Origin of the sequence: Kribbella sp. NPDC051137 (genome assembly GCF_040682535.1) — a bacterium.
Taxonomy (GTDB): Bacteria; Actinomycetota; Actinomycetes; order Propionibacteriales; family Kribbellaceae; genus Kribbella; species Kribbella karoonensis.
In genome coordinates, this window is sequence record NZ_JBFBBI010000005.1 from 490501 (window position 1) to 515757 (window position 25257).

At 70.0% G+C, this 25257-nt stretch carries 25 protein-coding genes and 1 riboswitch; of the genes, 14 read left to right on the plus strand and 11 right to left on the minus strand.

Translation table 11 applies throughout. The features are described 5' to 3' along the window. Nucleotides 1-19 precede the first annotated feature (19 nt). Nucleotides 20-949, plus strand: a complete 930-nt coding sequence (locus AB0M51_RS28350) for a hypothetical protein (RefSeq protein WP_344188634.1) — start codon at nucleotides 20-22, stop codon at nucleotides 947-949. Here AB0M51_RS28350 and AB0M51_RS28355 read toward each other — a convergent pair. After that, a complete protein-coding gene (locus AB0M51_RS28355) occupies nucleotides 946-2355 on the minus strand; it encodes a serine/threonine-protein kinase (RefSeq protein WP_344188635.1) in 1410 nt (469 codons plus the stop codon). The two genes, AB0M51_RS28350 and AB0M51_RS28355, sit on opposite strands and share 4 nt — an antisense overlap. Nucleotides 2356-2525: 170 nt before the next feature. Between AB0M51_RS28355 and AB0M51_RS28360 the strand changes: the two genes are divergently transcribed. From AB0M51_RS28360 to AB0M51_RS28405, 10 genes are all read left to right on the plus strand, one after another. Next, the gene (locus AB0M51_RS28360) at nucleotides 2526-3686 is read left to right on the plus strand and encodes a hypothetical protein (RefSeq protein WP_344188636.1); all 1161 of its coding nucleotides are present in this window, start codon (nucleotides 2526-2528) and stop codon (nucleotides 3684-3686) included. Nucleotides 3687-3743: 57 nt separating this feature from the next. Continuing rightward, nucleotides 3744-4481, plus strand: coding sequence for a metallophosphoesterase family protein (locus tag AB0M51_RS28365; protein WP_344188637.1), 738 nt, complete (start codon nucleotides 3744-3746; stop codon nucleotides 4479-4481). A gap of 17 nt (nucleotides 4482-4498) precedes the next feature. Further along, nucleotides 4499-5629, plus strand: coding sequence for a histidine kinase (locus AB0M51_RS28370; RefSeq protein ID WP_344188638.1), 1131 nt, complete (start codon nucleotides 4499-4501; stop codon nucleotides 5627-5629). A gap of 178 nt (nucleotides 5630-5807) precedes the next feature. Next, nucleotides 5808-7022, plus strand: a complete 1215-nt coding sequence (gene fdhA / locus AB0M51_RS28375) for a formaldehyde dehydrogenase, glutathione-independent (protein ID WP_363751222.1) — start codon at nucleotides 5808-5810, stop codon at nucleotides 7020-7022. A gap of 70 nt (nucleotides 7023-7092) precedes the next feature. Continuing rightward, nucleotides 7093-7284, plus strand: a complete 192-nt coding sequence (locus AB0M51_RS28380) for a hypothetical protein (protein ID WP_344188640.1) — start codon at nucleotides 7093-7095, stop codon at nucleotides 7282-7284. A 17-nt stretch (nucleotides 7285-7301) separates the two neighbouring features. After that, on the plus strand, nucleotides 7302-8036 hold the full coding sequence (locus AB0M51_RS28385; RefSeq protein WP_363751225.1) for a LytTR family DNA-binding domain-containing protein: 735 nt from the start codon (nucleotides 7302-7304) through the stop codon (nucleotides 8034-8036). Next, nucleotides 8033-8413, plus strand: coding sequence for a hypothetical protein (locus tag AB0M51_RS28390; protein ID WP_363751227.1), 381 nt, complete (start codon nucleotides 8033-8035; stop codon nucleotides 8411-8413). The genes AB0M51_RS28385 and AB0M51_RS28390 overlap by 4 nt, the downstream gene beginning before the upstream one ends. After that, nucleotides 8414-9952, plus strand: a complete 1539-nt coding sequence (locus AB0M51_RS28395) for a cation acetate symporter (protein WP_363751229.1) — start codon at nucleotides 8414-8416, stop codon at nucleotides 9950-9952. It begins immediately after the preceding gene. Between the two features lie 175 nt (nucleotides 9953-10127). After that, a complete protein-coding gene (locus tag AB0M51_RS28400; protein ID WP_344188644.1) occupies nucleotides 10128-10463 on the plus strand; it encodes a DUF485 domain-containing protein in 336 nt (111 codons plus the stop codon). An 11-nt stretch (nucleotides 10464-10474) separates the two neighbouring features. Continuing rightward, nucleotides 10475-12103 carry a cation acetate symporter gene (locus tag AB0M51_RS28405; RefSeq protein ID WP_344188701.1) on the plus strand — a complete coding sequence of 543 codons (1629 nt, stop codon included), beginning with the start codon at nucleotides 10475-10477 and terminating at the stop codon, nucleotides 12101-12103. A 113-nt stretch (nucleotides 12104-12216) separates the two neighbouring features. Here the strand turns inward: AB0M51_RS28405 and AB0M51_RS28410 are convergent, their stop codons facing one another. The 3 genes from AB0M51_RS28410 to AB0M51_RS28420 are packed head-to-tail and all read right to left on the minus strand — an operon-like array spanning nucleotide 12217 to nucleotide 14665. After that, on the minus strand, nucleotides 12217-13707 hold the full coding sequence (locus AB0M51_RS28410) for a CYTH and CHAD domain-containing protein (protein ID WP_363751231.1): 1491 nt from the start codon (nucleotides 13705-13707) through the stop codon (nucleotides 12217-12219). A gap of 20 nt (nucleotides 13708-13727) precedes the next feature. Beyond that, entirely contained in the window at nucleotides 13728-13868 is a 141-nt protein-coding gene (locus tag AB0M51_RS28415; RefSeq protein WP_363751233.1) for a hypothetical protein, read from the minus strand. Continuing rightward, a complete protein-coding gene (locus AB0M51_RS28420; protein WP_363751235.1) occupies nucleotides 13865-14665 on the minus strand; it encodes a methyltransferase in 801 nt (266 codons plus the stop codon). The genes AB0M51_RS28415 and AB0M51_RS28420 overlap by 4 nt, the downstream gene beginning before the upstream one ends. Before the next feature lie 28 nt (nucleotides 14666-14693). Between AB0M51_RS28420 and AB0M51_RS28425 the strand changes: the two genes are divergently transcribed. Beyond that, nucleotides 14694-16199: a PLP-dependent aminotransferase family protein gene (locus AB0M51_RS28425; protein ID WP_363751237.1), complete on the plus strand. Its 1506-nt coding sequence runs from the start codon at nucleotides 14694-14696 to the stop codon at nucleotides 16197-16199. On the opposite strand, the gene AB0M51_RS28430 is transcribed toward AB0M51_RS28425, so the two are convergent. The 5 genes from AB0M51_RS28430 to AB0M51_RS28450 all read right to left on the minus strand — a co-directional run bounded on the left by AB0M51_RS28430 (nucleotide 16192) and on the right by AB0M51_RS28450 (nucleotide 21604). Next, nucleotides 16192-17139, minus strand: coding sequence for an iron chelate uptake ABC transporter family permease subunit (locus tag AB0M51_RS28430; RefSeq protein ID WP_363751239.1), 948 nt, complete (start codon nucleotides 17137-17139; stop codon nucleotides 16192-16194). The genes AB0M51_RS28425 and AB0M51_RS28430 overlap by 8 nt on opposite strands. Then, nucleotides 17136-18104, minus strand: a complete 969-nt coding sequence (locus AB0M51_RS28435) for an iron ABC transporter permease (protein WP_363751241.1) — start codon at nucleotides 18102-18104, stop codon at nucleotides 17136-17138. The genes AB0M51_RS28430 and AB0M51_RS28435 overlap by 4 nt, the downstream gene beginning before the upstream one ends. Continuing rightward, entirely contained in the window at nucleotides 18101-19120 is a 1020-nt protein-coding gene (locus tag AB0M51_RS28440; RefSeq protein WP_344188652.1) for an ABC transporter substrate-binding protein, read from the minus strand. Before AB0M51_RS28440 ends, AB0M51_RS28435 begins: the two co-directional genes overlap by 4 nt. 26 nt (nucleotides 19121-19146) lie before the next feature. Next, nucleotides 19147-19333, minus strand: a riboswitch (cobalamin riboswitch). A gap of 8 nt (nucleotides 19334-19341) precedes the next feature. Further along, nucleotides 19342-20304 carry a hypothetical protein gene (locus AB0M51_RS28445; protein ID WP_344188653.1) on the minus strand — a complete coding sequence of 321 codons (963 nt, stop codon included), beginning with the start codon at nucleotides 20302-20304 and terminating at the stop codon, nucleotides 19342-19344. A 13-nt stretch (nucleotides 20305-20317) separates the two neighbouring features. Continuing rightward, on the minus strand, nucleotides 20318-21604 hold the full coding sequence (locus AB0M51_RS28450; RefSeq protein WP_344188654.1) for an MFS transporter: 1287 nt from the start codon (nucleotides 21602-21604) through the stop codon (nucleotides 20318-20320). Nucleotides 21605-21792: 188 nt separating this feature from the next. Between AB0M51_RS28450 and AB0M51_RS28455 the strand changes: the two genes are divergently transcribed. Further along, on the plus strand, nucleotides 21793-22581 hold the full coding sequence (locus tag AB0M51_RS28455; RefSeq protein WP_344188655.1) for a hypothetical protein: 789 nt from the start codon (nucleotides 21793-21795) through the stop codon (nucleotides 22579-22581). A gap of 46 nt (nucleotides 22582-22627) precedes the next feature. On the opposite strand, the gene AB0M51_RS28460 is transcribed toward AB0M51_RS28455, so the two are convergent. Then, nucleotides 22628-22978, minus strand: a complete 351-nt coding sequence (locus AB0M51_RS28460; protein WP_344188656.1) for a sterol carrier family protein — start codon at nucleotides 22976-22978, stop codon at nucleotides 22628-22630. A gap of 83 nt (nucleotides 22979-23061) precedes the next feature. Here AB0M51_RS28460 and AB0M51_RS28465 point away from each other — a divergent pair, with 83 nt between their 5' ends. Continuing rightward, complete coding sequence (locus AB0M51_RS28465) at nucleotides 23062-23691, plus strand: hypothetical protein (protein ID WP_344188657.1); 630 nt, start codon at nucleotides 23062-23064, stop codon at nucleotides 23689-23691. Here AB0M51_RS28465 and AB0M51_RS28470 read toward each other — a convergent pair. Further along, nucleotides 23688-25199 carry an alpha/beta hydrolase gene (locus AB0M51_RS28470; RefSeq protein WP_344188658.1) on the minus strand — a complete coding sequence of 504 codons (1512 nt, stop codon included), beginning with the start codon at nucleotides 25197-25199 and terminating at the stop codon, nucleotides 23688-23690. The genes AB0M51_RS28465 and AB0M51_RS28470 overlap by 4 nt on opposite strands. Between the last annotated feature and the right edge of the window lie 58 nt (nucleotides 25200-25257).

Consider the following 25257-nt stretch of genomic DNA (forward strand, 5'->3'; position numbering starts at 1 on the left):
CCCAACCGAAGAGGATCTCATGATCAGACTCACGATCGCCCTCGCCGTCACCGCCGCCGCCCTCACGCCCGCGCTCCCGGCGAGCGCCGCCATCAGCTGCGACACCTCCACCAGCGGTGGCTCCACGTTCTACGACGGCCCGTCCGCGTCCTACAAGTACGACGCCCGCTTCAGCAACAGCGCGAGCATCCCGAACCTCAGCACGTACACCCCGCAAGGCGCCGGCACTTGGTACAACTGGGACGGCTCCGGGAAGAACCTGCTGCTGGTCGCGGCGTACCGCGAGGGCGCCGACTCCGAGATCTACGGCATCGACCCGTCGACAGGTTCCACGGTCGGCGTGGTGGCGATCGCCGAGTCACATGTCGGCGGGATCACCGTGAGCAAGGGCTGGGCGTTCGTGTCCGGTCAGGGCAGCAGCATCCGGAAGTACCGGCTCACCGAACTGCGGGACGCGTTGAAGGCCGCCGGTACGCCGTACCTCGCGCAGGTCGGCACCGCCCGCGACGTGGCCGGGTCGTCGTTCATCGGGAGCTACGGGGACTCGCTGTTCGCCGGGACGTTCAACGACACCGGCCGCGGGACGATGTACGAGTACAAGATCGCCGACGACGGCACGCTGACCACGGTGTCCGGCGCGTGGGAGATCCCGACGAAGACGCAGGGCGTCACCGTGACGGCCAACCACTTCATTTACAGCACGTCGTACGGACGAGGTAACCGCAGCAACATCTACGTGGTGAAGCGCGGTCAGAAGGACCTGGACGCGGCGGCGCTGAGCTGTTTCCGGGCGCCGAGCATGGCCGAGGGGATCACGGAGTACAACGGGACGGCCTACCTGGTCTACGAGTCCGGGTCGTACCTGTACTCGTCCGATCCCGCGACGCTCAACGTGATCCCGCGCCTGCACAAGGCGTCGATCTCGTCGTTGACCTCGCTGGTGCCCTAGGGCGCCGTGTAGCGCACCGAGTTCAGTACGTCGGTCCGGGTCTTCGCGTCGGCGGCCCGGACCTGGACGTGCACCTGTACGCCGTTCTCCTGCCGGTACTGCTCGACGACCGCGGGGCCGCTGCCGCAGGTGAGCTGAAAGGTCACCGTATTGCCCTGGGTATCCGGGCCGCCCGCCGTACAACCGTCCGGCGGAGTGACAGCGCGCGGCAGTGTGTTCGCCTGCACCAGCCCGACGTACACGCCCTCGACGCTCGCGCTCGACTGCCACGCGCGGGTGTCCGAGCTGACGAGCAGTGAGGTCTGATCGTTGACCGCTTTCTGCCCCCACGACCGCGGAACCTCCACCGAGAAAGGCGAATCGACCACCTTCACCGGCCGGGTCAGCACGTACTCGTACCCGCCGTACCCACCGCCCACGGCCAGCACCACCGCCGCCAGCGCGGTGATCACCCCGGCCCGCCGGCGCTTCGGCTTCGCCGAGACGGTCGGCTCGTTGGCGCTGGACAACGCCGTCTCCTGGTCGACCGGGGCGGTCGTCCCGGTCGGCGCGGGCATCTCGGCGGCCGGCACCAGCCGCGCCGGGACCTTGCCGGTGGTGTGCGCCTCGCGCAGCGCGTCGAGGAAGCTGTCGAGGTCCGGCCAGCGCTGGTCCCGGTCCGGCTCCAGGGCACGCCGTACGACGACGTCGATCGCGTCCGGGATGTCCGCGCGCAGGGTGGTCATCGAGGGCGGCGGCTTGTCGATCTGCATCACCGCGCCGAGCGTGGCGACCCCGTGCGGCGCCTGGCCGGTGAACGCGGCGTACGCGACGGCGCCGAGCGAGTACAGGTCGGCGCGGTGGTCGAGGCGTTCGCCCATCACCTGTTCGGGAGCGACGTACGCCGGGGTGCCGCCGGGCATGGTGATCCGGGAGACCTCGGCGAGGGACTTGCCCAGCCCGAGGTCGGACAGCATCGCGCGGTCGCCGTTCGGGTCGGAGCGGAACAGCACGTTGGCCGGCTTCACGTCCCGGTGCAGGACGCCGCGGGCGTGCAGGTGCTTGAGGCCGCGGCCGACCTGGGTGATGATCCGGACCGCCTCGCCGAACTCGAGCGGGCCGGCCTTGATCCGGTCCGCGAGTGTGCCCCCGTCGGCGTAGGTGAGCACCATGAACGGGCGGCCGTCGTCGGCCTCGCCGATGTCGTGCACGCCGACGACGTACAGCGAGTCGACCCTGCGCAGGAACCGGCCCTCGGCCAGGAACCGCCGGCGGACGTCCTCGTCCTCGACCCAGTTCTCGGACAGGATCTTGACCGCGACCTCGGCGTCGAGCTGTTCGTCCCGGGCCAGCCAGACGGTCGCGAAACCTCCGGCACCCACCCGGCGGACCAGGGAGTACCGGCCGATCCGGTCAGGCTGGTCCATGGCGCAATTATGCTCGATCTGACCTGCGACCCGTTCGCGGGAGTGAACAAAGCGGCATTTCCGGGCGTCACAGTCCTCGACAGCGGGGGCTGACTCCCTGCTCCGACCGTGGTCCGCCGCACGGTCCGTACCGACCGTGACCAGACCACGACTGTGCAAGGAGATCTTCGATGCGCGTGCCGAACGGCGGGTTGGCCGCCCTCGTCGCAGCTGTCGCCGTAGCCGCCGTGGCGGGCGGCGGAGCGCTGGCGTACCGCCAGGGCCCGCAGGCGAACGCCGAAGGCGCCGTAGCCGCCCCGCTCTCGACCTCCCCCTCGGCGACGATCCCCTCGGCGACGACCCCAGGCACACCCAGCAGTACGCCGACACCGTCGCAGACCACCAGCACGTCCGCGACCCGGCCCAAGACGAAGATCGACCTGAAGAAGCTCACCCAGGGACGGGCGCCGCAGGTCGCGTACCTGAGCGGCCGCACGATCCGCGGCGGCGCCGGCAACGACATCACGATCCCCGGCACGACGGACATCCAGCAGGTCGCCCGGCTCGGCATCACCTCGCTCGCCGTGGTCACGAAGGGCTTCGGCAACGAACTGCTCACGTTCGACGACAACGGCAAGATCGTCCGCCACACCCCCGACGTCACCCAGATCCTCACCACCGCCGACGGCACGGCAGCGGCGTACCTGGGCAGCAAGCTGAGGTCCACCGGCGAAGCGGTCGCCGGCGCGACCGTGTACGCCGAGGACGCCAAGACGCAGGACATCCAGAAGCTCCAGGTGCCCGGTGTCTGGAACGCCACGCTCCGCGGCTACACCAACGGCAAGGTGTACTTCGACGCGTCGACGACACAGGACGGGACGACCACTCTCTACGAGTGGACGCCGGGCGACTCGACGGCCACCCAGCTGAAGGCGATCCCGTCCGCGATGGCCGTCTCCAGCATCGACACGGCCGGCTCCCTGACCACCCTGGCGAACCAGAACAGCTGCAGCAGCCTGCTGACGGTGCCGGCCGGGACGCGGCTCTGGCGCACCTGCGACTACATCATCGGGGGCTTCACCCCGAACGCCGCCACGGTCATCGCCGGCCCGAAGTACGAGGACGGCTACGGCCAGGGCGTTGCGGCCGCGCTGGACGCCAAGACCGGCAACCTGATCCATGAGTGGAGCGGTGTCTTCCGGCAGACCGTTCCGGAGGACGACCAGCACCTCCTGCTGCTCGCCGACGACGGCGAAGGCACGCCGGCCGCCATAGTCCGCTGCACGATCACGACCGGAGCCTGCGAACGCGCAACGCCTCTCGCCAAGGGTGAGCTGCAGATCGGCGCCTGATCTGCCCTGAGCAAACCAAGCAGTCCTCTGGCGTGGTTGGGCAGCAGACTGGTCCGTATGGAGCGGATTGCTGTGCTTGCGGATGTCCATGGGGTGCTGCCTGCGCTGGAGGCTGTGTTGGCCGAGCCTGAGGTGCAGGGGGCTGACGCCGTCGTGCTGGCGGGTGACATTGTCAGTGGGCCGATGCCTGTGGAGACGTTGGACGTACTGACGGGCCTGGGTGATCGGGTGGTGTGGGTGCGGGGCAACGCAGACCGCGAGCTGGTGGAGATGGTTCGCGGGACGTACGACGAGGAGCCGCCGGACGCGGTGTCTCCGTGGGCGGCCGAGCAGTTGCGGCCGGATCAGGTGGAGCTGCTGGCGGGGCTGCCGTTGACGGTGACGATCGGGGACGTGCTGTTCTGCCACGCCACGCCACGGGACGACGTAGAGATGGTGCTGGTGGACAGCCCGATCTCCCGGTGGGCGCAGGTGTTCTCCGGACTGCCTGACGAGGTCAGGACTGTCGTTTGCGGGCACACGCACATGCCGTACGTCCGGCAGGTCGACCGGCGGCAGGTGGTGAACGCGGGCAGCGTGGGGATGCCGTACGGCGCTCCTGGTCCCACCTGGGCGCTCTTGTCCGAGAACGGCGTACAACTGCGCTACACACCCATTGACGCGGCGAAGGCGGCTGAGCGGATCGTCAGCGAGTCGGCGTACCCCGGCCGGACCGAGTGGGTCGAGGAGTACCTGCTGCACACGTACTCCGACACGGAGGCCCTGGAGGCGTTCAGGCCGCGCGCGGAGGGCTGACCGGCTACCGTCAGGGGGTGTTCACGCGCCGGCGGAAGCATTTCGGGACTCCGGCCGACAAGGCGACGTACGCGACCCTGCATACCGCCTCGTTGGCCAGCCCGCACCTGCGCGAAGGCCTGACCCCCGCCGCGGCCGGTAAGGCCAGCCGGCACCTCCGGGACCTCCTGGGTACGGCGGCCATCGCGATCTGCGACGCGTCCGGCGTACTGGCCTGGGACGGTGTCGGCGGCCCGTACGAGAGCAACCACCGCCGTGACGCCAAGGAGCTGTCCGCCCCGACGCTCCGCTCGGGCCGTACCGCCGTGCTGGGCGCCCACGACGTGGCCTGTGGGGACCCGCAGTGCCCGATCCGTACGGCGGTGGTCGCTCCGATCGTCACCGAGGAACGGGTTGTCGCGGTGCTGGTCGCGTACAGCAACAACACGTCGGCTGCGCTCGTCAGAGCGACGGACGAGGTCGCACGCTGGGTTTCGGGCCAGGTGGAGCTGGCAGAGCTCAACAAGGAACGGACACGCGCGATGGAGGCCGAGCTGCGGGCTCTGCGTGCCCAGATCAGCCCGCACTTCATCTACAACGCTCTCGCGGCGATAGCGTCGTTCGTCCGCACAGACCCGGAGCGGGCGCGTGAGCTACTGCTGGAGTTCGCCGACTTCTCCCGGTACGCACTGCGTCGCGGGGGCGAGTACACCACGCTGGCGGACGAACTGCGCAACGTAGAGCGCTACCTGGTGCTGGAACAGGCCCGTTTCGGCGAGCGGCTCAAGGTGTCGCTGCAGATCGCTCCTGAGGTGCTGCCGGTGGTCGTCCCGTTCCTGGTGGTCCAGCCGCTCGTGGAGAACGCCGTACGGCACGGTCTGGAAGGTACGACGGGGGTCGGCAACATCACGATCCGTGCCCGCGACCGGATCAACGAGGCGGAGATCAGCGTCGAGGACGACGGCGCCGGCAGCGACCCGGAGGTGATCCGGGCGGCCCTGTCCGGCGTCTCCAGCAGCGACTCCGTCGGCCTCGGCAACGTCGACGCCCGGCTCCGCCAGGTGTACGGCGACACGTACGGGCTGATCGTGGAGACCGCCCTGGACGCCGGGACCAAGGTGACTTTCAGGATCCCGAAGTACTCCTCGGGTGTGCACGCCACACCGTAGGAACCCCTTGTTTCGTTGACGGTGCGGACAGTGCGGACTAGCGTCGGCAGCATCCCGGAGATGACATCGACCGGGGCAGGCGACGACCGGATCGCCTTCTCTCCCAGCGGCGATCTCGGCCTGCGACAGCGCACGTCCCACCGTGCGCGGTGGGAAACCCTGGAGAGGAGCACGACTCGTGCCAGGAAACAGGGCAGTCATCTACAAGGGGCCAGGATCCGTGGCGGTCGAGAGCATCGACTACCCGACCCTGGAACTCAAGGACGGGCCGGGCGTCAACCCGGCGAACGTCGGCCGGCAGATCCCGCACGGCGCGATCCTGAAGGTGGTCGCGACCAACATCTGCGGGAGCGACCAGCACATGGTCCGCGGCCGGACCACGGCGCCGGCCGGGCTCGCACTCGGTCACGAGATCACCGGTGAGGTGGTCGAGGTCGGCCGGGACGTCGAGTTCATCAAGGTCGGCGACCTGGTGTCGGTGCCGTTCAACATCGCCTGCGGGCGGTGCGTGAACTGCAAGGAGGGCAAGACCGGCGTCTGCCTGAACGTGAACCCGGACCGGCCGGGGTCGGCGTACGGCTACGTCGACATGGGCGGCTGGGTCGGCGGCCAGGCGGAGTACGCGCTGGTGCCGTACGCCGACTGGAACCTGCTGCGGTTCCCCGACAAGGCGCAGGCGCTGGAGAAGATCCGCGACCTGGCAATGCTGGCGGACATCTTCCCGACCGGGTACCACGGCGCGATCACCGCCGGCGTGACCACCGGGTCGACCGTCTACGTCGCGGGTGCGGGTCCGGTCGGGCTGGCCGCGGCCACCGCGGCGTTCCTGCTCGGCGCCGCCGTCGTCCTGGTGGCCGACCTGCAGAAGGAAAGGCTCGACCAGGCCCGCAGTTTCGGTTGCGAGGCGATCGACGTGTCGCAGGGCGACCCGAAGGACCAGATCGAGCAGCTCCTCGGGACGCCCGAGGTGGACTGCGCGATCGACGCGGTCGGCTTCGAGGCGCACGGCCACGGCAGCGACGCGAAGGCCGAGCGGCCGGCGACGGTGCTGAACACGGTCATGGACGTCACCCGGGCCGGTGGTGCGGTCGGCATCCCGGGGCTGTACGTCACCGGTGACCCGGGCGCCGGCGACGAAGCGGCGAAGACCGGTTCGCTGTCGATCCGGCTCGGCCTCGGCTGGGCGAAGTCGCTGGCGTTCACGACCGGGCAGTGCCCGGTGATGCGGTACAACCGTCAGCTCATGCAGGCGATCCTGCACGACCGGACGCAGATCGCGAAGAACGTGAACGCGACGGTCATCTCGCTGGACCAGGCACCCCAGGGGTACGCCGAGTTCGACCAGGGCGCGGCGCGCAAGTACGTGCTGGACCCGCACGGACTGATCAAGTAGCCGGGCCGCCCGGCGGGAGCGGGACACGTACCGTTCCCGCCGGGGCGAGTCCTGCTGGGGACGAGGTTGCATGGCGAATGACAACCGGCTGGACCTCGAGTTCGCCTACACGAGTTACGACGACTCCTGCAAGGACCTGTACTCGCCGTACTACTTCTGCCGGCGCCCGCGCGGGCACGACGGCGTACATGCGGCCGGCTACGGCGCGCATCGCCTGCGCTGGGAGCACCCGCCCGACCATCTGCCTCACATGCTGTCGTAGGAGCTAGTGTTCGCAGCATGGCGGAGACTCCACTGCGCGCGCTGGTTGCGGACGACGAGGAGCCTGCGCTGGCCGAACTGGTGTACCTGCTGGGCCAGGACCCGCGGATCGGGGAGATCCGGACCGCCGCGAACGGCCCGGACGCGCTGAAGATCCTGCAGGCGACCGACCTGGACGTGGTGTTCTGCGACATCAAGATGCCCGGACTGGACGGCATCGACCTGGCGCGGGTGCTGTCCAAGTTCGCCAGCCGCCCGCAGATCGTCTTCGTCACGGCGTACGACGAGCACGCGGTCGCGGCGTTCGACCTCGAGGCGACCGACTACGTGATGAAGCCGGTCCGGCAGGAGCGGCTGGCGGAGGCCGTACGCCGGGTCGTCACCCAGGGCGCTCCGGCCGCGCTGCAGACCCCTGACGAGACGGATGACGAGGTGATCCCGGTCGAGCTGGCCGGTATTACCCGGTTCGTCCAGCGCTCCACGGTGCGGTACGTCGAGGCCCAGGGTGACTACGCGCGCCTGCACACCGGCCAGAACTCCCATCTCGTACGCATCCCGCTGAGCACGCTGGAGGAGCGCTGGCGCGACGCGGGCTTCACCCGGATCCACCGGAGCACCCTGGTCGCTCTGCAGCACGTGGACGAGATGCGGGTGGACGGCGGCCGCTGTTCGGTCCGGGTCGGCGACGACTGGCTCCCGGTCAGCCGACGGCACACCCGCGAGCTCCGTGACCTCCTGGTCCGCTCACGATGAGTACCCCTGAAGGACCGAAGCGGGTCCGCGTCACGAGCCCGCGAGCAAGCGCTGCACGCCGTCCGCTGACTCCCACAGGCACCCGTGAGATCGACGAGCAGACCCGGCTCGGTGAGGTCTACATGCAGTCGCTGGTGCAGTCCCAGCTGCGGCTGACGCTGGCGGTCATCGGCGGCGTGCTGCTCATCCTGGGCAGCATCCCGTTGCTGTTCTGGCTGGTCCCTCCCACGCGCACCCTCTCCGTACTGGGCCTCCCGCTGCCCTGGGTGATCCTGGGCATCCTCGTGTACCCCGTGGTGTACACAGCGGCCCGCATCTACGTCCGTAACGCTGAGCGGATCGAGACGGAGTTCACCGAGTTCGTAGGACGGCAGTAGATGTCCCCCGCGCTCAGCGTGACCGCGATCAGCCTGGTAGTCGTGGCCACGATCGGGATCGGCCTGTTCGGTCTACGGATCTCACGGACCACCAGCGACTTCTACGTCGCCAGCCGCGCGGTCTCACCACGCTGGAACGCCTCCGCGATCAGCGGCGAGTACCTGTCCGCCGCGTCGTTCCTGGGCGTCGCAGGGCTCGTACTGGTGAACGGCGCCGACATGCTGTGGTTCTCCGTCGGCTACACCGTCGGCTACCTCATGCTGCTGGTTCTGGTGGCCGCCCCGCTGCGTAGGTCCGGCGCCTACACGTTGCCGGACTTCGCCGAGACCCGCTTCGAGTCCGCCGCCGTACGACGGATCTGCGCCGGGCTGGTGGTCGGCATCGGGACGCTGTACCTCCTGCCCCAGCTGCAAGGTGCGGGCCTGGCCGTCCAGACCGTGACCGGCGCGCCGCCCCAGGTCGGGGCCGCGGTCGTCACGGTGATCGTCGTGATCAACGTCGCCGCCGGCGGGATGCGCTCGATCACGTTCGTGCAGGCTTTCCAGTACTGGCTCAAGCTGACCGCGCTCGCCGCACCGATCTTCGTCATCCTGCTCGTCTGGCACCAGCCGACAGGTGTCCTCGATTCACTGCACGGCGCCGCCGCGGCGTGGGCCGAGCCGCTGTCCCGCGCGGGCGGGCGCGACCACCCGCTGTACGCGACGTACTCGTTGCTCCTGGCCCTTTGTTTCGGGACGATGGGCCTCCCACACGTCCTGGTGCGCTTCTACACCAACCCCGACGGTCGTGCGGCCCGGCGTACCACGGTGGTCGTGCTGGCCTTGCTCGGCCTGTTCTACCTGTTCCCGCCGATGTACGCCGTGCTCGGGCGGACGTTCGCGCCGGACCTGGTGAGCACCGGCGGGGACACCGTCGTACTCGAGCTGCCCGGGCGGGTTTTCCCTGGCACCGCAGGGGATCTGCTCGGTGCGCTGGTCGCGGCGGGCGCGTTCGCGGCGTTCCTGTCGACGTCGTCGGGGTTGACCGTCGCGATCGCCGGCGTGATCGACCAGGACCTGCTGCGCAGCCGGCTGCACCGGTGGACCGGCGGGGACTACGTCGCGGTGAACAGCTTCCGGATCGCGGCGCTGATCGCGATGATCGTGCCGTACCTGGCGTTCACGGTCACCGGCGCGCTGAGTCTCGCGGACACCGTCGGGCTGGCGTTCGCGCTCGCGTCGTCGACGTTCTGCCCGTTGCTGGTGCTCGGGATCTGGTGGCGGCGGATGTCGACGACCGGTGCCGCGGCCGGGCTGGTCGTCGGCGGGATCGCGGCCAGCGCCGCCGCCCTGGTGAACGTGTCCGGCGGTCCGCAGGGCGGCTGGCCGCGGGCGCTCGTCGGTCAACCGGCGGCGTGGACGATGCCGCTCGCGTTCCTCACCGTCATCGTGGTCTCGAAGCTCACCCCGGACAGGATCCCGGCCGGCACCGCCCGCAGCATGGTCCGCCTGCACACCCCCGAGGCGGTCGACGTCGATCGCGGTCTCCCGTCGCGCTGACCGCTCGTCGTGCTGTTCCTACCGTTCGTCGCAGCGCGGTGATCCACCGGTCGACTGGTCTGCTCCGCTGAGCGACCGGTGCGCGCCGGTGCTGTCGGGCCGGGCGTGAGCCAGGCCACAGTACGGGGCAGCCGGCTCGATACCGCCCGGCGTGATCCCCCTTGGAGGTCCCGCGATGAGCGAGTCCACTCGCGATCCGGAGCTGACCACGTACCGGGATGTCCAGATCTCACCGGACTTCTCCGAGTTACGTCGCCGGTTCCGGCGCTTCGTGTTCCCGATGACCGCGCTGTTCCTGGTCTGGTACTTCGTCTACGTCCTGCTCGCCGACTACGCGCACGGCTTCATGTCGCACAAGATCGGCGGCAACATCACCGTCGCGCTGCTGTTCGGCCTCGGCCAGTTCGTGTCGACGTTCGCGATCACGATGATCTACGTCCGCTGGGCGGACCGCCGGATCGACCCGGACGCCGAGAAGCTGCGCCACCAGATCGAGGGAGCACCGCAGTGACCGCCCCGTTGATGTTGCCGCTGGCAACTGTCGGCAACCCGACCGTGAACATCCTGATCTTCGCGCTGTTCGTGCTGGCCACGCTGGCGATCGTGTTCCGGGCCTCCCGGAACAACAAGACCGCCGCGGACTTCTACGCCGGCGGCCGGAACTTCACCGGTCCGCAGAACGGTATCGCGATCTCCGGCGACTACCTGTCCGCGGCGTCGTTCCTCGGCATCGCCGGCGCGATCGCGCTGAACGGGTACGACGGCTTCCTGTACTCGATCGGCTTCCTGGTGGCGTGGCTTGTCGCGCTGCTGCTGGTCGCCGAGCTGATCCGGAACACCGGCCGGTTCACGATGGCCGACGTACTGTCGTTCCGCCTCAAGCAGCGGCCGATCCGGATGGCGGCCGCGATCTCGACCCTCGGCGTCTGCTTCTTCTACCTGCTGGCGCAGATGGCAGGCGCCGGGGGTCTTGTTGCGCTGCTCCTCGGGGTGTCCGGGCGTGCCGGGCAGAGCATCGTGATCGCCGTGGTCGGCATCCTGATGATCACCTACGTGCTCGTCGGCGGGATGAAGGGCACCACCTGGGTACAGATCGTCAAGGCCGTCCTGCTGGTCATCGGCGCCGGGATCATGACGCTCTGGGTGCTCGCGAAGTACACCTTCAACCTGTCCGGCCTGCTCGGTGCGGCGGTCGACAAGAGCCCGGCGGCCGGCGAGAAGCTGCTGAGCCCGGGTCTGCAGTACGGCCTGACCGGCGTCACCAAGCTGGACTTCATCTCGCTCGCGCTCGCCCTGGTACTGGGTACCGCCGGCCTGCCGCACGTGCTGATGCGGTTCTACACGGTGCCGGACTCCAAGGAGGCCCGGCGCAGCGTCAGCTGGGCGATCTGGATCATCGGCGTGTTCTACCTGTTCACGCTGGTGCTCGGGTACGGCGCGGCCGCGATCGTCGGACCGGACCGGATCAAGGCGGCCCCCGGCAAGGCGAACTCCGCCGCCCCGCTGCTCGCCTACGAACTCGGCGGCGAGGTCCTGCTCGGCGTCATCTCCGCGGTCGCCTTCGCCACGATCCTCGCGGTGGTGGCCGGGCTGACGATCACCGCGAGTACGTCGTTCGCGCACGACATCTACGGCCAGATCATCAAGAAGGGCCAGATCAGCGGCGACGGCGAGGTCCGGGTGGCGCGGCTGACCGCGGTCGTGATCGGCATCGTCGCGATCATCGGCGGGATCTTCGCGAACGGGCAGAACATCGCGTTCCTGGTGGCCCTCGCGTTCGCGGTCGCGGCGAGTGCGAACCTGCCGACGATCCTGTACTCGCTGTTCTGGCGCCGGTTCAACACCCGCGGTGCGCTCTGGAGCATCTACGGCGGCCTGGCCTCGACGATCATCCTGATCGTCTTCAGCCCGGTCGTCTCCGGCAAGGTGGACAAGAAGACCGGCGCGAGCCTGTCGATGATCACCGACACCGGGATCGACTTCCACTGGTTCCCGCTGGACAACCCGGGCATCGTCTCGATCCCGCTCGCGTTCGTCCTCGGCTGGCTGGGCACGATCACCAGCAAGGAGCCGGTCGACGTCGACAAGTTCGCCGAGATGGAGGTCCGCTCCCTGACCGGCGCCGGCGCCGAGAAGGCGGTGGCGCACTAGAAAGACCTGTCAGGCAGGCCCTGCTGAGTCGACGCGAACCTGCCTGACAGCCCCACCCCCGCCCCAGGAAACGGACCCGGCACCCTCCCGCCGGGTCCGTTTCCTGTTTTCGGCTAGAGCTTGAACTCGAGGGTGGGCCAGAGGTCGTAGAAGGATTCGCGGGAGGTGTTGCCCCGGGCTTCCTCGGCGGCGTGCAGGCGGCCGTAGGTGAAGGGGTTGCCGCCTTCGGCGTAGACCTGGAGGGCGAGGGCGTGGAGGAGTTCCCGGGAGACGACCGAGTCCTGGTGTTCGCCGAGGATCTCCTGGACCTGTTCGGCGCGGGCGGCCAGATCCGAGGCCGCGTCGCCCAGGACGGGTACGGCGGACTCGGCGGCGTAGCGGAGGCGCTTGGCGGCCTTGCGGACCTCGTGGAGCTCGTGGTCCTGTTCCGCGACGGTCTCCGCCTGCTGGGAACGGCGTACGGCCTTCCGCATCCGGCGGTAGTCGTGGGTGAGCAGGTCGGCGATCTGTTTGCCGGCCTTGCGGTCGTCGCCGATCACCGGCGGCTTCGCGATCAGGTCGTCGAGGGCGTCGAGCAGCCGGAAGTACCGCGGGCTCTCCAGCGCGGCCAGCGCGCCGGTGCGACCCTCTCGGTAGACCTGGCGCAGGTGGTCGTCGATCCGGCCCGCGACCCGGCCCATCACCAGCTCGACGGGCTGCTCCGCGACCTCGGCCGCGAAGTGTTCGCGCTGGACCTCGGCGTCCCGCGCCACGCCGAGCTCACCGGCGAGCCACTTCAGCTCGACGCGCAGCTGGTCGCCGACGGTGCGGTCGATCACCGGACGGTACGTCGCCAGCGCCGACCGGAGCCGCCGCGTCGCGACCCGGAACTTGTGGATCGAGTCCGGCACGTCCCGCCGTACCTCGGGGTCCCGCTCCCGGATCGCCTGCACCTGCGCGCCGGCGTACGCCCGGAACAGGTCCGACGTCCGCGGCTTCTTCGGCAGGACCGCATCCTCGAGCGCCGGGACCCGGTCGCCGAGTGCCCTGGCCAGCTTGCTCGGGCCGCTCGCCGGACGAGCGCCGGCCGACCGGAGCAGCTCGCCCGCGTCCTCGAGCAGCAGGTTGTCGCCGCCGGCCAGCTCGACCTCCCACTCCCGCCAGCTCTCCGGCTCCGCGCCGACGACCGTCGCGGTCACGTGGTCGTCGGCCAGCTCCGCGAGCACCGCACCGTCCGCGTCGAGCAGCCGGTGCACCACCCGCCGGGTCGACAACGTGACCACCGGCTCCAGCTTGTGGTCCCGCACGTGGACCCGGACCGTGCGGACGACCGCGAGCGGGACGCTGCGCACCGAACGCCCGAGCGGGAACCGGACCTCGAGCCGCCCGGCCGACCCGGGGAACTTCACGTGCCAGCCGTCGTCCTCGCCGCCGGTCCGCCGCCGCAGCGTGACCTTGCGGGCGGCCAGGTCGTAGTCGGCGGTGTCGTAGTACACCGCCTCCAGGTCGAGCTCGACCGGTTGCGCGACGCTCGCGACGCCGGGCAGTTCGTGCAGCGCCGGCACGATCACGTCGTCGCCGACGTCGTACTTCGTCTCGATCTCGAGCTGCTCAGTCGGGTCCATCTCCCTTGTTTACCAGGCGTTCATGAACACGCCCTGAGATCGTCCGCCAATCGTTGCAGATCCCGATCGGTGACCCCGCCGACCGTCGGGCGGAGCTGGCGGCGCTGGTTGCGGTGCAGGGCCCGGCAGATCGCGGCGACGAGGATCAGGAAGCCGATCATCTTCGGCCCACTCCCTTGAAGAACGCGTAGTGGAAGGTGCCTCCGGGGGCCGCGGACCTCTCCAGGTCGGCGATGCCGGCGGCCCACTCGGCGGCGGTCAGCAGGCCGGCGGCGATCGCGCGTTCGCGGACCGACTCGACCATCGCGACGAACGTCCTGCGGGTGAACCCGTCGACGAGGTGCGGCAGGTTCTGGTCGGCGTACACGGTCCGTGGCTCGACCTGTACGTCGTCGTACCCGGCCTGTTCGAGCAGCGGCTGGAGGCGGCGGCCGATCAGCGCGTCGCCGCCCGCCGCGGCCTGCAGGTCGACGAGGCAGTCGACGACGGCCTGGGCGCGGGCGCTGTGCGGGTGGAAGAACGCGGACCCGTGGTCACCCTCGATGACGGTGATCGTGCCGCCGGGCTTGAGCAGGCCGCGGAGCCGGATGAGCGCGTCGACCGGGTCGGCGAGGTGTTCGAGGACGAAGCAGACGAAGACGTGGTCGAACTTCTCGTCCGGCAGCTCGTGCAGGTCCGCGTGCCGCCAGTCGACCACGGCGTACGGCGCATGTTCGGCGACCCGGGCCTTCGCCTGCGCGAGCGAGGCCTCGGAGATGTCGATCGCGACCAGGTCGATGCCCGGGCTGCGGGTGACGAGCTGGACGGTCTGCGCGCCGACCCCGCAGCCGGCCTCGAGGACGCGGCTGCCGGCCGGGTACGTCGTACCGCCGTGCAGGAGGTCGGCGAGCGTGCCGGCCTGGTCGGTGAGCCGGCGGGTCTCCGCCGGGGTGTAACCGTGGACGTAGTCGGTTCCCATACCTCCACGGTCGCGCCACAATGGTCCAGTGAACAGGTCCAATCCGGCACCAAGTGGCAGGTCCAAAGGCGGCGCGGACTTCCTCCAGCTCGACCCGTCCGAGGCACCCGCCGGCGGGCTGGCCGACTGGCTCACCGACCGGCTGCGGGCCGCGATCGCGAACGGGCAACTCCCGGTCGGCACGCGGCTGCCGTCGACCCGCACCCTGGCCGCCGACCTGGGCATTTCCCGCGGCGTGGTCACCGAGTCGTACCAGCGGCTGACCGAGGACGGGCACATCTCGGGGCAGCGCCGACGGGGTACGACTGTCGTCGGAGCCGTGCCGTTAGCGGACAGTTCGACAGGACGTAGTCGTCTACTTACACGGCCTCGCCCGCCTGGCACGCCCGGCCGGGCGGCGGAAATCGCGGCCACCTCCTGTCGTTCTGTACCCGACGTCGAGATCTTCGACGACCTGCGAGCGGCCCCGGCCCGGGTGGACCTGACGCCGGGCGTGCCCGACCTCGCCGCGTTCCCGCGAACAGCCTGGTTGCGGGCCGAGCGGGCGGTGCTGACCGACCTGGAGACGACCGCCTTCGGGTACGGCGATCCGGCCGGGGCGCCGGCGCTCCGGCGGGCGGTGGCGGGCTGGCTGGCGCGGTACCGCGGGATCGCGGCCGACCCGGAGGACCTGATCATCGTCGCGGGCGTCGCGCAGGCGATCGCGATCGTGGCGCAGCTGCTCGACCGGCACGGCATCCACGAGATCGCCGTCGAGGACCCGGGCTCGCTCGGCTCCCGCCAGCACCTGCAGAACTGGGGCGTGCGGACCCCGCCCGTCCCGGTCGACGACCGCGGGCTCCAGGTCGACGTACTGCGGAAGTCCGAGGCGGCGGTGGTGATGACGACGCCGGCGCACCACTTCCCGACCGGGGTCGTCCTCGACGGCGAGCGCCGCCGCGAACTCGTCCAGTGGGCCGGCGACGGCGGCCTGATCATCGAGGACGACTACGACGCCGAGCACCGGTACGACCGCCCGCCGGTGCCGGCGCTCCGCGCGATGCTCCCGGAGCAGGTGTTCTACCTCGGCAGCGTCTCCAAGCTGCTCGCACCCGCGCTGCGGATCGGCTGGATGCTCGCGCCCCCGCAGTACAAGGAAGAAGTGGTCGGCCGTAAGCGCCTGGCCGATCTCGGCAACGCGGTCCTCCCGCAGCTCACGCTCGCGCAGCTGATGGAGTCCGGCGAACTCGAACGCCAACTCCGCCTGCTCCGCCGCCGGCACCGGACCCGCCGGGACGCGATGGTCGCCGCGATCCGCACCCACTTGCCGACAGCAACAATCCACGGCGCCGCCGCCGGCCTGCACCTGACCATCACCTTCGACGAAGGCGACGACGTCGCGCTCGCCGCGGCCGCCCTGGAGGCGGGCGTGAAATGCCACCCGCTGTCCTGGCACTGCCAACTCCCGCACGCGCCCGGCCTGGTCCTCGGGTACGCCGCCCGTACCCCGACCGAGATCGCCGACGCGATCGCCACCATCGCGAAGGTCAGGTAGGACGGGTCAACAGATACAGCAGGTACGGCGCTCCGAGGAACGCGGTCACCACCCCCACCGGCAGCACGGTCGGCGCGACCACTGTCCGCGCCAGCAGGTCCGACGCGACCACCAGCAACGCCCCGATCGCCCCCGGCACCACGAGCCCGGGCCGCCGAACCAACCGGCGAGCCAGCTGCGGTGCCACCAACGCCACGAACCCCACCGGCCCGGCCGCCGCCGTCGCAAACGCCGCCAGCCCTACGCCGAGCGCGATCAACGCCCCGCGCGCCAACTCCACCCGCCCGCCGAGCGCTCGCGCCACGTCGTCGCCGAGCTCCAGCAGCCGCAACTGCCGCGTCAGCAGCACGGCCGCCGGCGTCCCGACCACCAGCGTCGCACCGATCAGTACGACGTGCGTCCAGGACCGCCCCGCGAGACTTCCGGCGAGCCACATCGACGCGCTCTTCGCGGTGTAGATGTCCGCGAGCGTCAGCAGGTACGCCGTCAACGCCCCGACGATCGCCGTCACCCCGACGCCGACCAGCACCAGCCGATTCCCCGACACCCCGTTCCGGTACGCCAGCAGGTAGACGCTGGTTGCCGCCAGCAACGATCCGAGCAGCGCGCCGAGCGGGATCCAGCCGCTGCCGATCACGGTGATGATCAGTACGGCGGCCAGCGCGGCGCCGGCGTTGACACCGATCAGATCCGGGCTGACCAGCGGATTCCGGGCGAGCCGCTGGAAGATCGCGCCGGACATCGCGAACGCCGCCCCGACGCCGATCCCGGTCAGGACCCGGGGCAGCCGATTGCCGACGACCACGTCGTACGTGATCAAGGTGCCGTGCCCGGACAAGGTCCGCAGTACCTCGGCGATCGACAGCGTGTAGTCGCCGCGGGTCAGGGCGTACGCGCCGACGACGACGGTCAGCACGGACGCCGGCACACCGACCCTCACGATGCGGCCGTTCGCCGGACGAGCGCGATGAACAGCGGCGCGCCGATCAGCGCGGTGACGATCCCGACCTGCAACTCGGCCGGGCGTGCGACGATCCGCCCGAGGATGTCGGCGAGCAGCAGTACGACGGGCGCGAGCAGCATCGAGGACGGCAGGATCCGGCGCTGGTCCGGGCCGACCACCAACCGCGCGACGTGCGGTACGGCGAGCCCGAGGAAGCCGATCGGGCCCGCGATCGCGGTCGCCGTACCGGCCAGCACCACCACCGCGAGACCGGCCAGTACGCGGACCAGAAGCACCCGGGTGCCGAGCGCCCGCGCCAAGTCGTCGCCCAGCGCGAGCGGATTCAGCGAGCGCCCGAGCGCCAGCGCAAGGACGATGCCGACAGCAACGAACGGTACGGCCTGGGCGACGACGCCTTCGTCAGCCAGGGACAACGAACCGACCACCCAGAAGCGGTACTCGTTCAGCGTCGAGAGATCCATCAGCGTCGCCGCCGACGTGATCGAGCCGAGCAGCGCCGAGACCGCGGCACCGGCCAGCGCGAGCTTCACCGGCGTCATCCCGCCGACCGTGCCGACCAGGTAGACGGCCACCGTGGCCACCAGCGCGCCGACCATCGCGAACCAGACGTAACCGGTCAGGCTGTGGATGCCGAAGAGCCCGATCGCTGCGACCACCGCGACCGCGGCACCTGCGTTCACGCCGAGGATCCCCGGATCGGCCAACGGGTTCCGGGTGACGCCCTGCATCACCGCACCGGACAGCCCCAACGCGGCGCCGACCAGCACGCCCGCGACGGTCCGCGGCATCCGGAGGTACCGGACCACCCGATCGCTGTCGCTGCCGCTGAAGTCCGCCAGCGCCCGGTAGACCTCCCCGGGCCCGATCCAGCGGTCACCGACGCACAAGGACAGCACGACGACGACCGCCAGCACCGCGACCAGACCGGTCGCGCGCTTCACTTGACCAGATCGGGGTGCAAGAGGTGGCCGAGGTTCTCCGTGGTGTACGCGCCGCGCACCCCGGCCGAGTGGTTCGCGAACAGCCACGGGATCACGTGCTTCGACCGCACCGCCTTCAGATTCGCGAACGCCGGATTGGCGAGCATCTTCCGAACGTCCGGCTCCGAGTCCGCGGCCGTCAGCGAGGCGTCGCAGCATCCGCTGATCAGCACGTAGTCGGGGTCGCGCTTGATGAACTCCTCGACACTGATCTTCACGTTCCGCTTCGAGGTCAGGTCCGCGAACGCGTTCACGCCGCCCGCCTGGCGGATCAGCACCGTACCGAAGTCCGGGCCGCCGGACACGGTCATCCCGCCGCCCTCGAGCCCCGGGCGGACGATCGCCACCGTCGGACGCGGCGCATCCTTGACGGCGGCCGAGACCGCGGCGATCCGCTTCTTCTGGTCGGCGATCACCTGCTCCGCGCGGTCCGAGACGCCGAACAGCCGGCCGAGATCGCGCAGGTCGGCGTACACGTTGTCCATCGAGACCGTCGCCGGGTCGATCGCCTCGTCGCCCTTGCCGTCCGCGGTCGGGCACAGCGGGCTGAAGATCCAGGTCCGCACCCCGAGGTCGGCGAGGCTCTTCCGGCTGCCGAAGCTCGCGTCGCTCCCGCCCGCGCTGAACACGTCGTTGAACCCGGACAGCACGAAGTCCGGGTTCAGGCTGAGCAGTTCCTCGCGGCTCGGCAGGTTCTTGAAGTACTTCGCCTTCGACTGCGCGGCGGCGTACTCCGGGAGTACCTGGGAGTCGAGGTACGCCGTACCGACCAGGCGGTCCGAGATACCCAGCGCGTGGGCCAGCTCGATCGCCGGCTGGTACGCCGCGAACACCCGCTTCGGCGGGCCGTCGACGGAGACGTCGATCCCGCAGTTCTTCACCGTGGTGGCGGCCCCACGGCTCTCCGCGGCGGACGGCGCGCAGCCGGCCAGCAGGCTCAACGACAGGGCAACAGCAAGCACACGTACGACGGCCATGAGCGGACCGCTCCTCCAGCACCTCGTGGACGGGTCAGCGCCGTGGCCGGTCTCCTGGCTGACGGGTACCGCGTCCACCGGCCTGACCTTCCCAGCCGCTCACACGGCCAGTGGTCCCCTCACGGGTACGACAGGTGCACATCCCGATCACAGTGGCGAGGGCCGCGCCGGTACTTCACCGGCTTCCCGAACACCACGGCGCGGTCACCATAGCACCCGGCTCAGTGGGTGTAGAGCGACGAGAGCGCAAGCGCGAACTGGGTCATCAGGTCGGGGTTCAGCGCGCGGGCCGGCAGCGGGACCAGGTCGACGAGCTTGTCGTCGCCGACCCGGATCGTGGTCCGGCCGGTCGCGGTGTCGATGTACCCCTCGTCGCCGAGCGGGATCGACTGCGAGGTCGGGGCGTTGCGGAGCGGCGCCATCAACGCCTTGGCATCCGTCTCCCGGCGGACCGTCGAGTACAGCACGCTCGTCGCGGTGATCCAGCCGCACACCGGATCGCCGACGAGGGTCTCCCCGTCGCGCCTTGCCGTCGCCGGCACGCCCATCACCTGCTCGGCCGCGTCCGAACCTCGATCGCACTCCGGCCGGGTGATCTCCAGCGCCGGCGCGGGCAGCTCCGGCGCCAGCCGCGCGACCTCCTGGCCGAGTACGACGTACTTCGCGAGCGTGGCCTGCGGCCCGGAGATCTTGTACAGCCTGCCGTCGAGCAGGAACACCACGAACTGACTCGTCCCGTACCCGCCCGCGCCGACGTTCGCGGTCACGGCGGGCTCGCGCCGGTGCGCGGTGTACGCCTTCCGGGCCGCCGCCAGCGTCGCCGCGGTTGCCTGCAGCACCGAGACCCCGATCCGCAGCACCGGCCCGTTCGACGCCGTACTCAGGCTCAGTTGGCAGACGTCGTACGACGGGATGTCGAGCTCGGCCGGCGGGTTCTGTCGCTCGATCTTCACCACCGGCACGGCCAGCGTGGTCCGGACCAACGTCTCGTCGATCTGCGTGCACGCGGTCTCGGCAGGTGTCGCCGACGCGGTCGGCGACGGCGTGTCCGAGGGCGTCGCGGACGGGGTGTCGAACCCGCTCACCGACACCAGCGGCGCCACACTCGGCGCGGTCTCCTGCCCGTGACCACCACACCCCGCAAGCAGGACGACGGCCAGCCCGGCGGCGATCAAGGTACGCATGATGCCACTGAGCCTAACCGGCCGCGCGGAGCTCTCTTTCGCGGACGGCGTGTTCGTCGGTGCGGGCGTCGTACCGCCAGAACTCGCGCAGCCAGGCCGAGGTCGCGATCACGCCCGCGACGCACAGCACGCCGCCGCTGACGATCGCGGTCCGGACCGTGGTGAGATCCGCGACCAGGCCGGACCGGGCCTGACCGCCGAGCGGACCGAGCGAGTACCCGAGCATCTCGATCCCGGCCAGCCGCCCGCGCATCTCGTCCGGGATGGTCTGGTTCCAGATCACCGACCGGAACAGCACCGACACCATGTCGCAGGCGCCGGCCAGCGCGAAGAACCCGATCGCGAACCAGATGTTCGGCGCCAGCCCCGCGATCCCGACCGCGGCACCCCAGCCCATCGTCGCGAGGACGACCGCCCTCCCCTGGTGATGGACGTGTTTCGCCCAGCCGCTGGTGAGCGACGCGCACATCGCCCCGATCGCCTCCGCGCTGTAGAGCAGCCCGAGCAGCTTGGGCTCCTTCAATACATCGGTCGCGAACGCCGGGAACAGCACGATCGGCATCGCGAGGAACATCCCGACCATGTCCACCAGGTACGTCGCCAGCAGGTCCTTGCGGCGGAACGCGTACACGATGCCGCCGCCGATCGCCCGCAGGCTCGGCGCCGTGGCGTGCTCCCGCGACCGGTAGGAGCCCAGCCGGGCGTAGAGCAGAGTCGCGAACACGATCCCGGCCAGCTCGACCGAGAACGCCCAGGTCACGCCCACAGACCCGACCAGTACGCCGCCCAGCGCCGGACCGGCGAGCTGCCCGATCTGCGAGGTCAGCGAGCTCAGGGCGACCGCGGCCGGGATCTCCTCGTGCTTCACCACCCGCGGCAGCAGCGCTTCCCGCGACGGCCGCTGCAGCGACGACGCGACCGCGTTCAGTGCGCCGCAGACGTAGATGAGCCAGACCTGCGGATGCGCGAGCAGCGTGTTCGTCACCATCAGTGCGGAGATCACGACCTGCGCGATGCCGGTGCCGACGAGCAGTTTCCGGCGTTGCACGTGGTCCGCGAGGGCACCGCCGTACAGGCCGAACACGACCAGCGGTGCGATCGTCACCAGACCCATCGCGCCGACCGCGAAGTTCGACCCGGTGAGTTGGTACAGCTGGTACGGGAGTGCGACGTACCCGACCATGCCGCCGAGGAAGAAGACCGAGCCGGCGACCAGCAGGATGCGGAAGTCGCGGGAACCACGCCACGGGGTCAGATCGACACGCAACCGGGCCAGCCGCGAGCGAAGACTTGCTGCCACCGCAACATGGTGACAGGTCCGACCGCTACGGACGAACCTGATTTTCCGCCAGCCTTTCCACCAGCATCGAAAGGAACCGGAAGCGACCCCGGGTCCGTCCTAGCGTGACAACCGATTGGTTGCCCACGGCGTCAATCTCGGCGGCCGGGAACGGACCCGGCCATCCTCGGGAATCGGAGAAAAACCGCATGATCTCGATCAAGTCGGCCGGCACCCGGCTGCTCGCCAGCCTCGCCGTAGCTGCGGCGGCCGGTGCCACCCTGCTTGTTCCGTCGGCCGCGCACGCCGCCCCCGCGGCGCAGACGGCTGCCACCGCTGTCACCGCCACACCGTCGGGCGGCCTGCTGCGTCCGGGGCAGTACCTGAAGCCCGGCCAGTACCTCCGCTCGCTCAACAAGGTCTACACGCTCGTCATGCAGACCGACGGCAACGCGGTCCTGATCAAGGGCCGGACCCCGATCTGGGCCACGATGACCAACCGCAAGGCGTCCACGCTGATGATGCGGTCCGACGGCAACCTGGTCGTCATCTCCGGCCGCACCGTGGTCTGGGCCAGCGGTACGGCCGGCAGCACCGGCGCGATCCTGAACGTCCAGAACGACTCGAACCTGGTGATCTACAACGTCCGGCGCAAGCCGGTCTGGGACCGCTACATGGTGATGGTCACCCTGAACCCGGGCCGCGTTCTGAGCTGGCCGGTCGCGCTGTACTCGCAGAACCGGGTATACCGGGCGCAGATGCAGGCCGACGGCAACCTGGTGATCGTGAAGTACGGCAAGACGCCGATCTGGAGCACCAAGACGATCAGCAAGGGTGCTTTCGCCACGATGCAGACCGACGGCAACTTCGTCGTCTACAGCGCCGCCAAGAAGCCGCTGTGGGCCACCAAGACCACCCGTCGGGGTTCCGTGCTGCAGATGCGCAACGACGGCAAACTCGCGGTCATCTACGGCCGGACCACGGTCTGGGTCAGCTGAGAATCTCCTCAGGTCTGAGCCGCGGTGTCCTTCGGGGCGCCGCGGCTCAGCTGTTTGTCAGCGGGAGCAGTGCGCTGAGGTCCGTCCGTTCGCCGCTGGCGCGGAGTTTTCCGGACATCCGGGCGTCCGCCCAGCTCGTCCGGCCGAGCGCGACCTCGATCCACAGCTCCGGCGGCATCTCGATCACCGCGCCCGGCGTACCCCGGGTGTGCCGCGGGCCTTCGATGCACTGGACAGCGCCGTACGGCGGGATCCGTACCTCGACCGCGTGCCCCGGCGCCTTCGCGACCAGGCGGTTCAGCAACGCCTTGGTGAGCAGCTTCAGGTCGGCGCGTTCCGCCGTACCGTCGTCGTAACGCTGCAAGGCCTGCTGGAAAGCGGTGTCTGACGTCTCCACGACGTGCCAGCGTACGCGGCGGTTTGCGGAGACGCCCCTTTCGTCGGGGATAATCAGCCCGGAGAGAGGGAAGCGAGGTCGGGATGCTCACGCCCAGGCACCAGGCGCTGCTGATGACACTGGCGGGAATGACCGTCGGTGTCGTCGCGTTCGGCACCGTCGTCGTCGTCAACGGCGGCAACCCGTTCGCAGCGCACGACGAGCCGGTGGGCATCATCAGCCCGACCCCGTCGAGTACGCCGACCCACGGCAACGGGCTGCAGGCGGACGGGCTGCAGTACGTCGTACAGAACTTCGGCACCGACAACGACCCGGTCTCGGCCGAGGTACCGACCGGCTGGAAGAGCGCGCAGAGCGGCACCCGGCCGAAGTTCCTCGACCCGACCGGAGTCTGGCAGCTCCGGTTCGACACCCGCGGCAGCAAGCAGAGCCCCGACGAGCTCGTGCGGAACCGCGAGCGCAGCATCGACGAGAAGGACCTCAAGGTGCTGAGCCGCGACAACGGCCTGCTCGTCTACACGTACGTCGACAGGACCCGCGGGCCGCGGATGGGCCTGTCGCGCTGGATCTCGCTGGACGGCGGCAAGTCGTCCGCCGTCGAGATCACCGTCGGCGGCCGCCCACAGGACGAAACCGGCCTCCGGGCCGTCCTCCAACACGCCGTCGACACCCTCAAACTGCCGGTCTCACCGGGCGACAACCGGCCCAACTAGCATTTGATGTCGGCGGCGGGGGTGTTGCCCTGTACGAGGTAGCTCTCTACGACGTTCTTCACGCAGGCGTTTCCGGAGAGGTACGCCGTGTGCCCGTCGCCGTCGCGGGTGACCAGGACACCGCTTTCCAGCTCGTGCGCCAGCCCGACCGCCCACTCGTACGGCGTCGCCGGGTCCCGGGTCGTCCCGAGCACCATGATCGGCTTCGCGCCGGCCGCCTTGATCGGGTGCGGCGTGTTCGTCGGCTTCACCGGCCAGTTCGCGCAGGACACCGACGACCAGGCCATGAACTCCCCGAACCGCGGTGACGCCGCCTTGAACTTCGGGATCTCCGCCTTGATCTGCGCGATCGAGGTGGCGTCCGGGCGGTCGCTGCAGTTCACCGCGATCTGCACCTCGTTCGAGTTGTCGGCGTACCCGGTCGGCTTGCGGTCGGTGTACTCGTCGGCGAGCGCGAGCAACGGGCTCCCGTCGCCCGACAACCCCGCCGCGACGGCGTCCTCGAGCCGCGGCCAGAAGTCCTTCAGGTACAGCGGGTAGACCATGCCGAGGATCACCAGCGCCTGCGTGACCTGCCGCTGCCCGTCACCCGGCAGCGGGTGCTCGTCGCTGTCCTTGATCAGCTGGTCGACCTTGGCGAGCACCTCCTCCTTGCTGCTGCCGAGCTTGCAGGACCGCTGCGCGCAGTCCTCCGCGAACGCGTCCAGCGCCTTGTCGAACCCCTTCGCCTGCTCGATCCCCATCTGCTCGGAGGTGATCGCCGGGTCGACGGCGCCGTCCAGCACCATCCGGCCGACGTTCTTCGGGAACTCCTCGGCGTACGTCGCGCCCAGATACGTCCCGTACGACATGCCGAGGTAGTACAGCTGCGGGTCGCCGACGATGCCCCGCAGTACGTCGATGTCCCGGGCCGCGTCCTTCGTGTTGACGTGCGGCAGCAACCGGCCGGACCGCTGCTCGCAGCCGGCCGCGAAGGTCTTCGACTGCTTGTCCAGGTCGGCGATCTCGGCCGCGTTGTCCGGGCTGCCGTCGGCGGCGATCATCGCGTCCAGCTGCGCCGTGTCCAGGCACTTCACCGGCGTCGACTCGCCGACCCCGCGCGGATCCCAGCCGATGACGTCGAACTTCCGCAGCACCGGCAACCCGAACAGCATCGGCGCCTGCGCCGCGAACTCCTGCCCGCTCGCGCCCGGCCCGCCCGGGTTGATGAACAGCGTGCCGATCCGGCCGCCGCGGTCCTTCGCCAGCACTTTCCGGGCACGCAACTCGATGGTCTGGCCGGCCGGCTTGGTGTAGTCCAGCGGCACCTGGATCGTCGCGCACTCCTGGTTGGTCCCGCAGCGCTGCCAGTCCGGGCGCTGCTGGTAGAACTTCTCCAGCCCCGCCGGGATCGGCCCCACCGGTCCGCTCGGCGGATTGCTCCCGACCCCGGTCGCCGTACCGTCGCCGGCGTCCTGCGCACGACTCGCTATCCCACATCCACTCGCGAGCACCGCAAGAGCTGCCACCAGTACGGCCGACCGACCTACCCCGCCCCGAGCGAAGCGAGGGGCGGGTCGAGTGCGG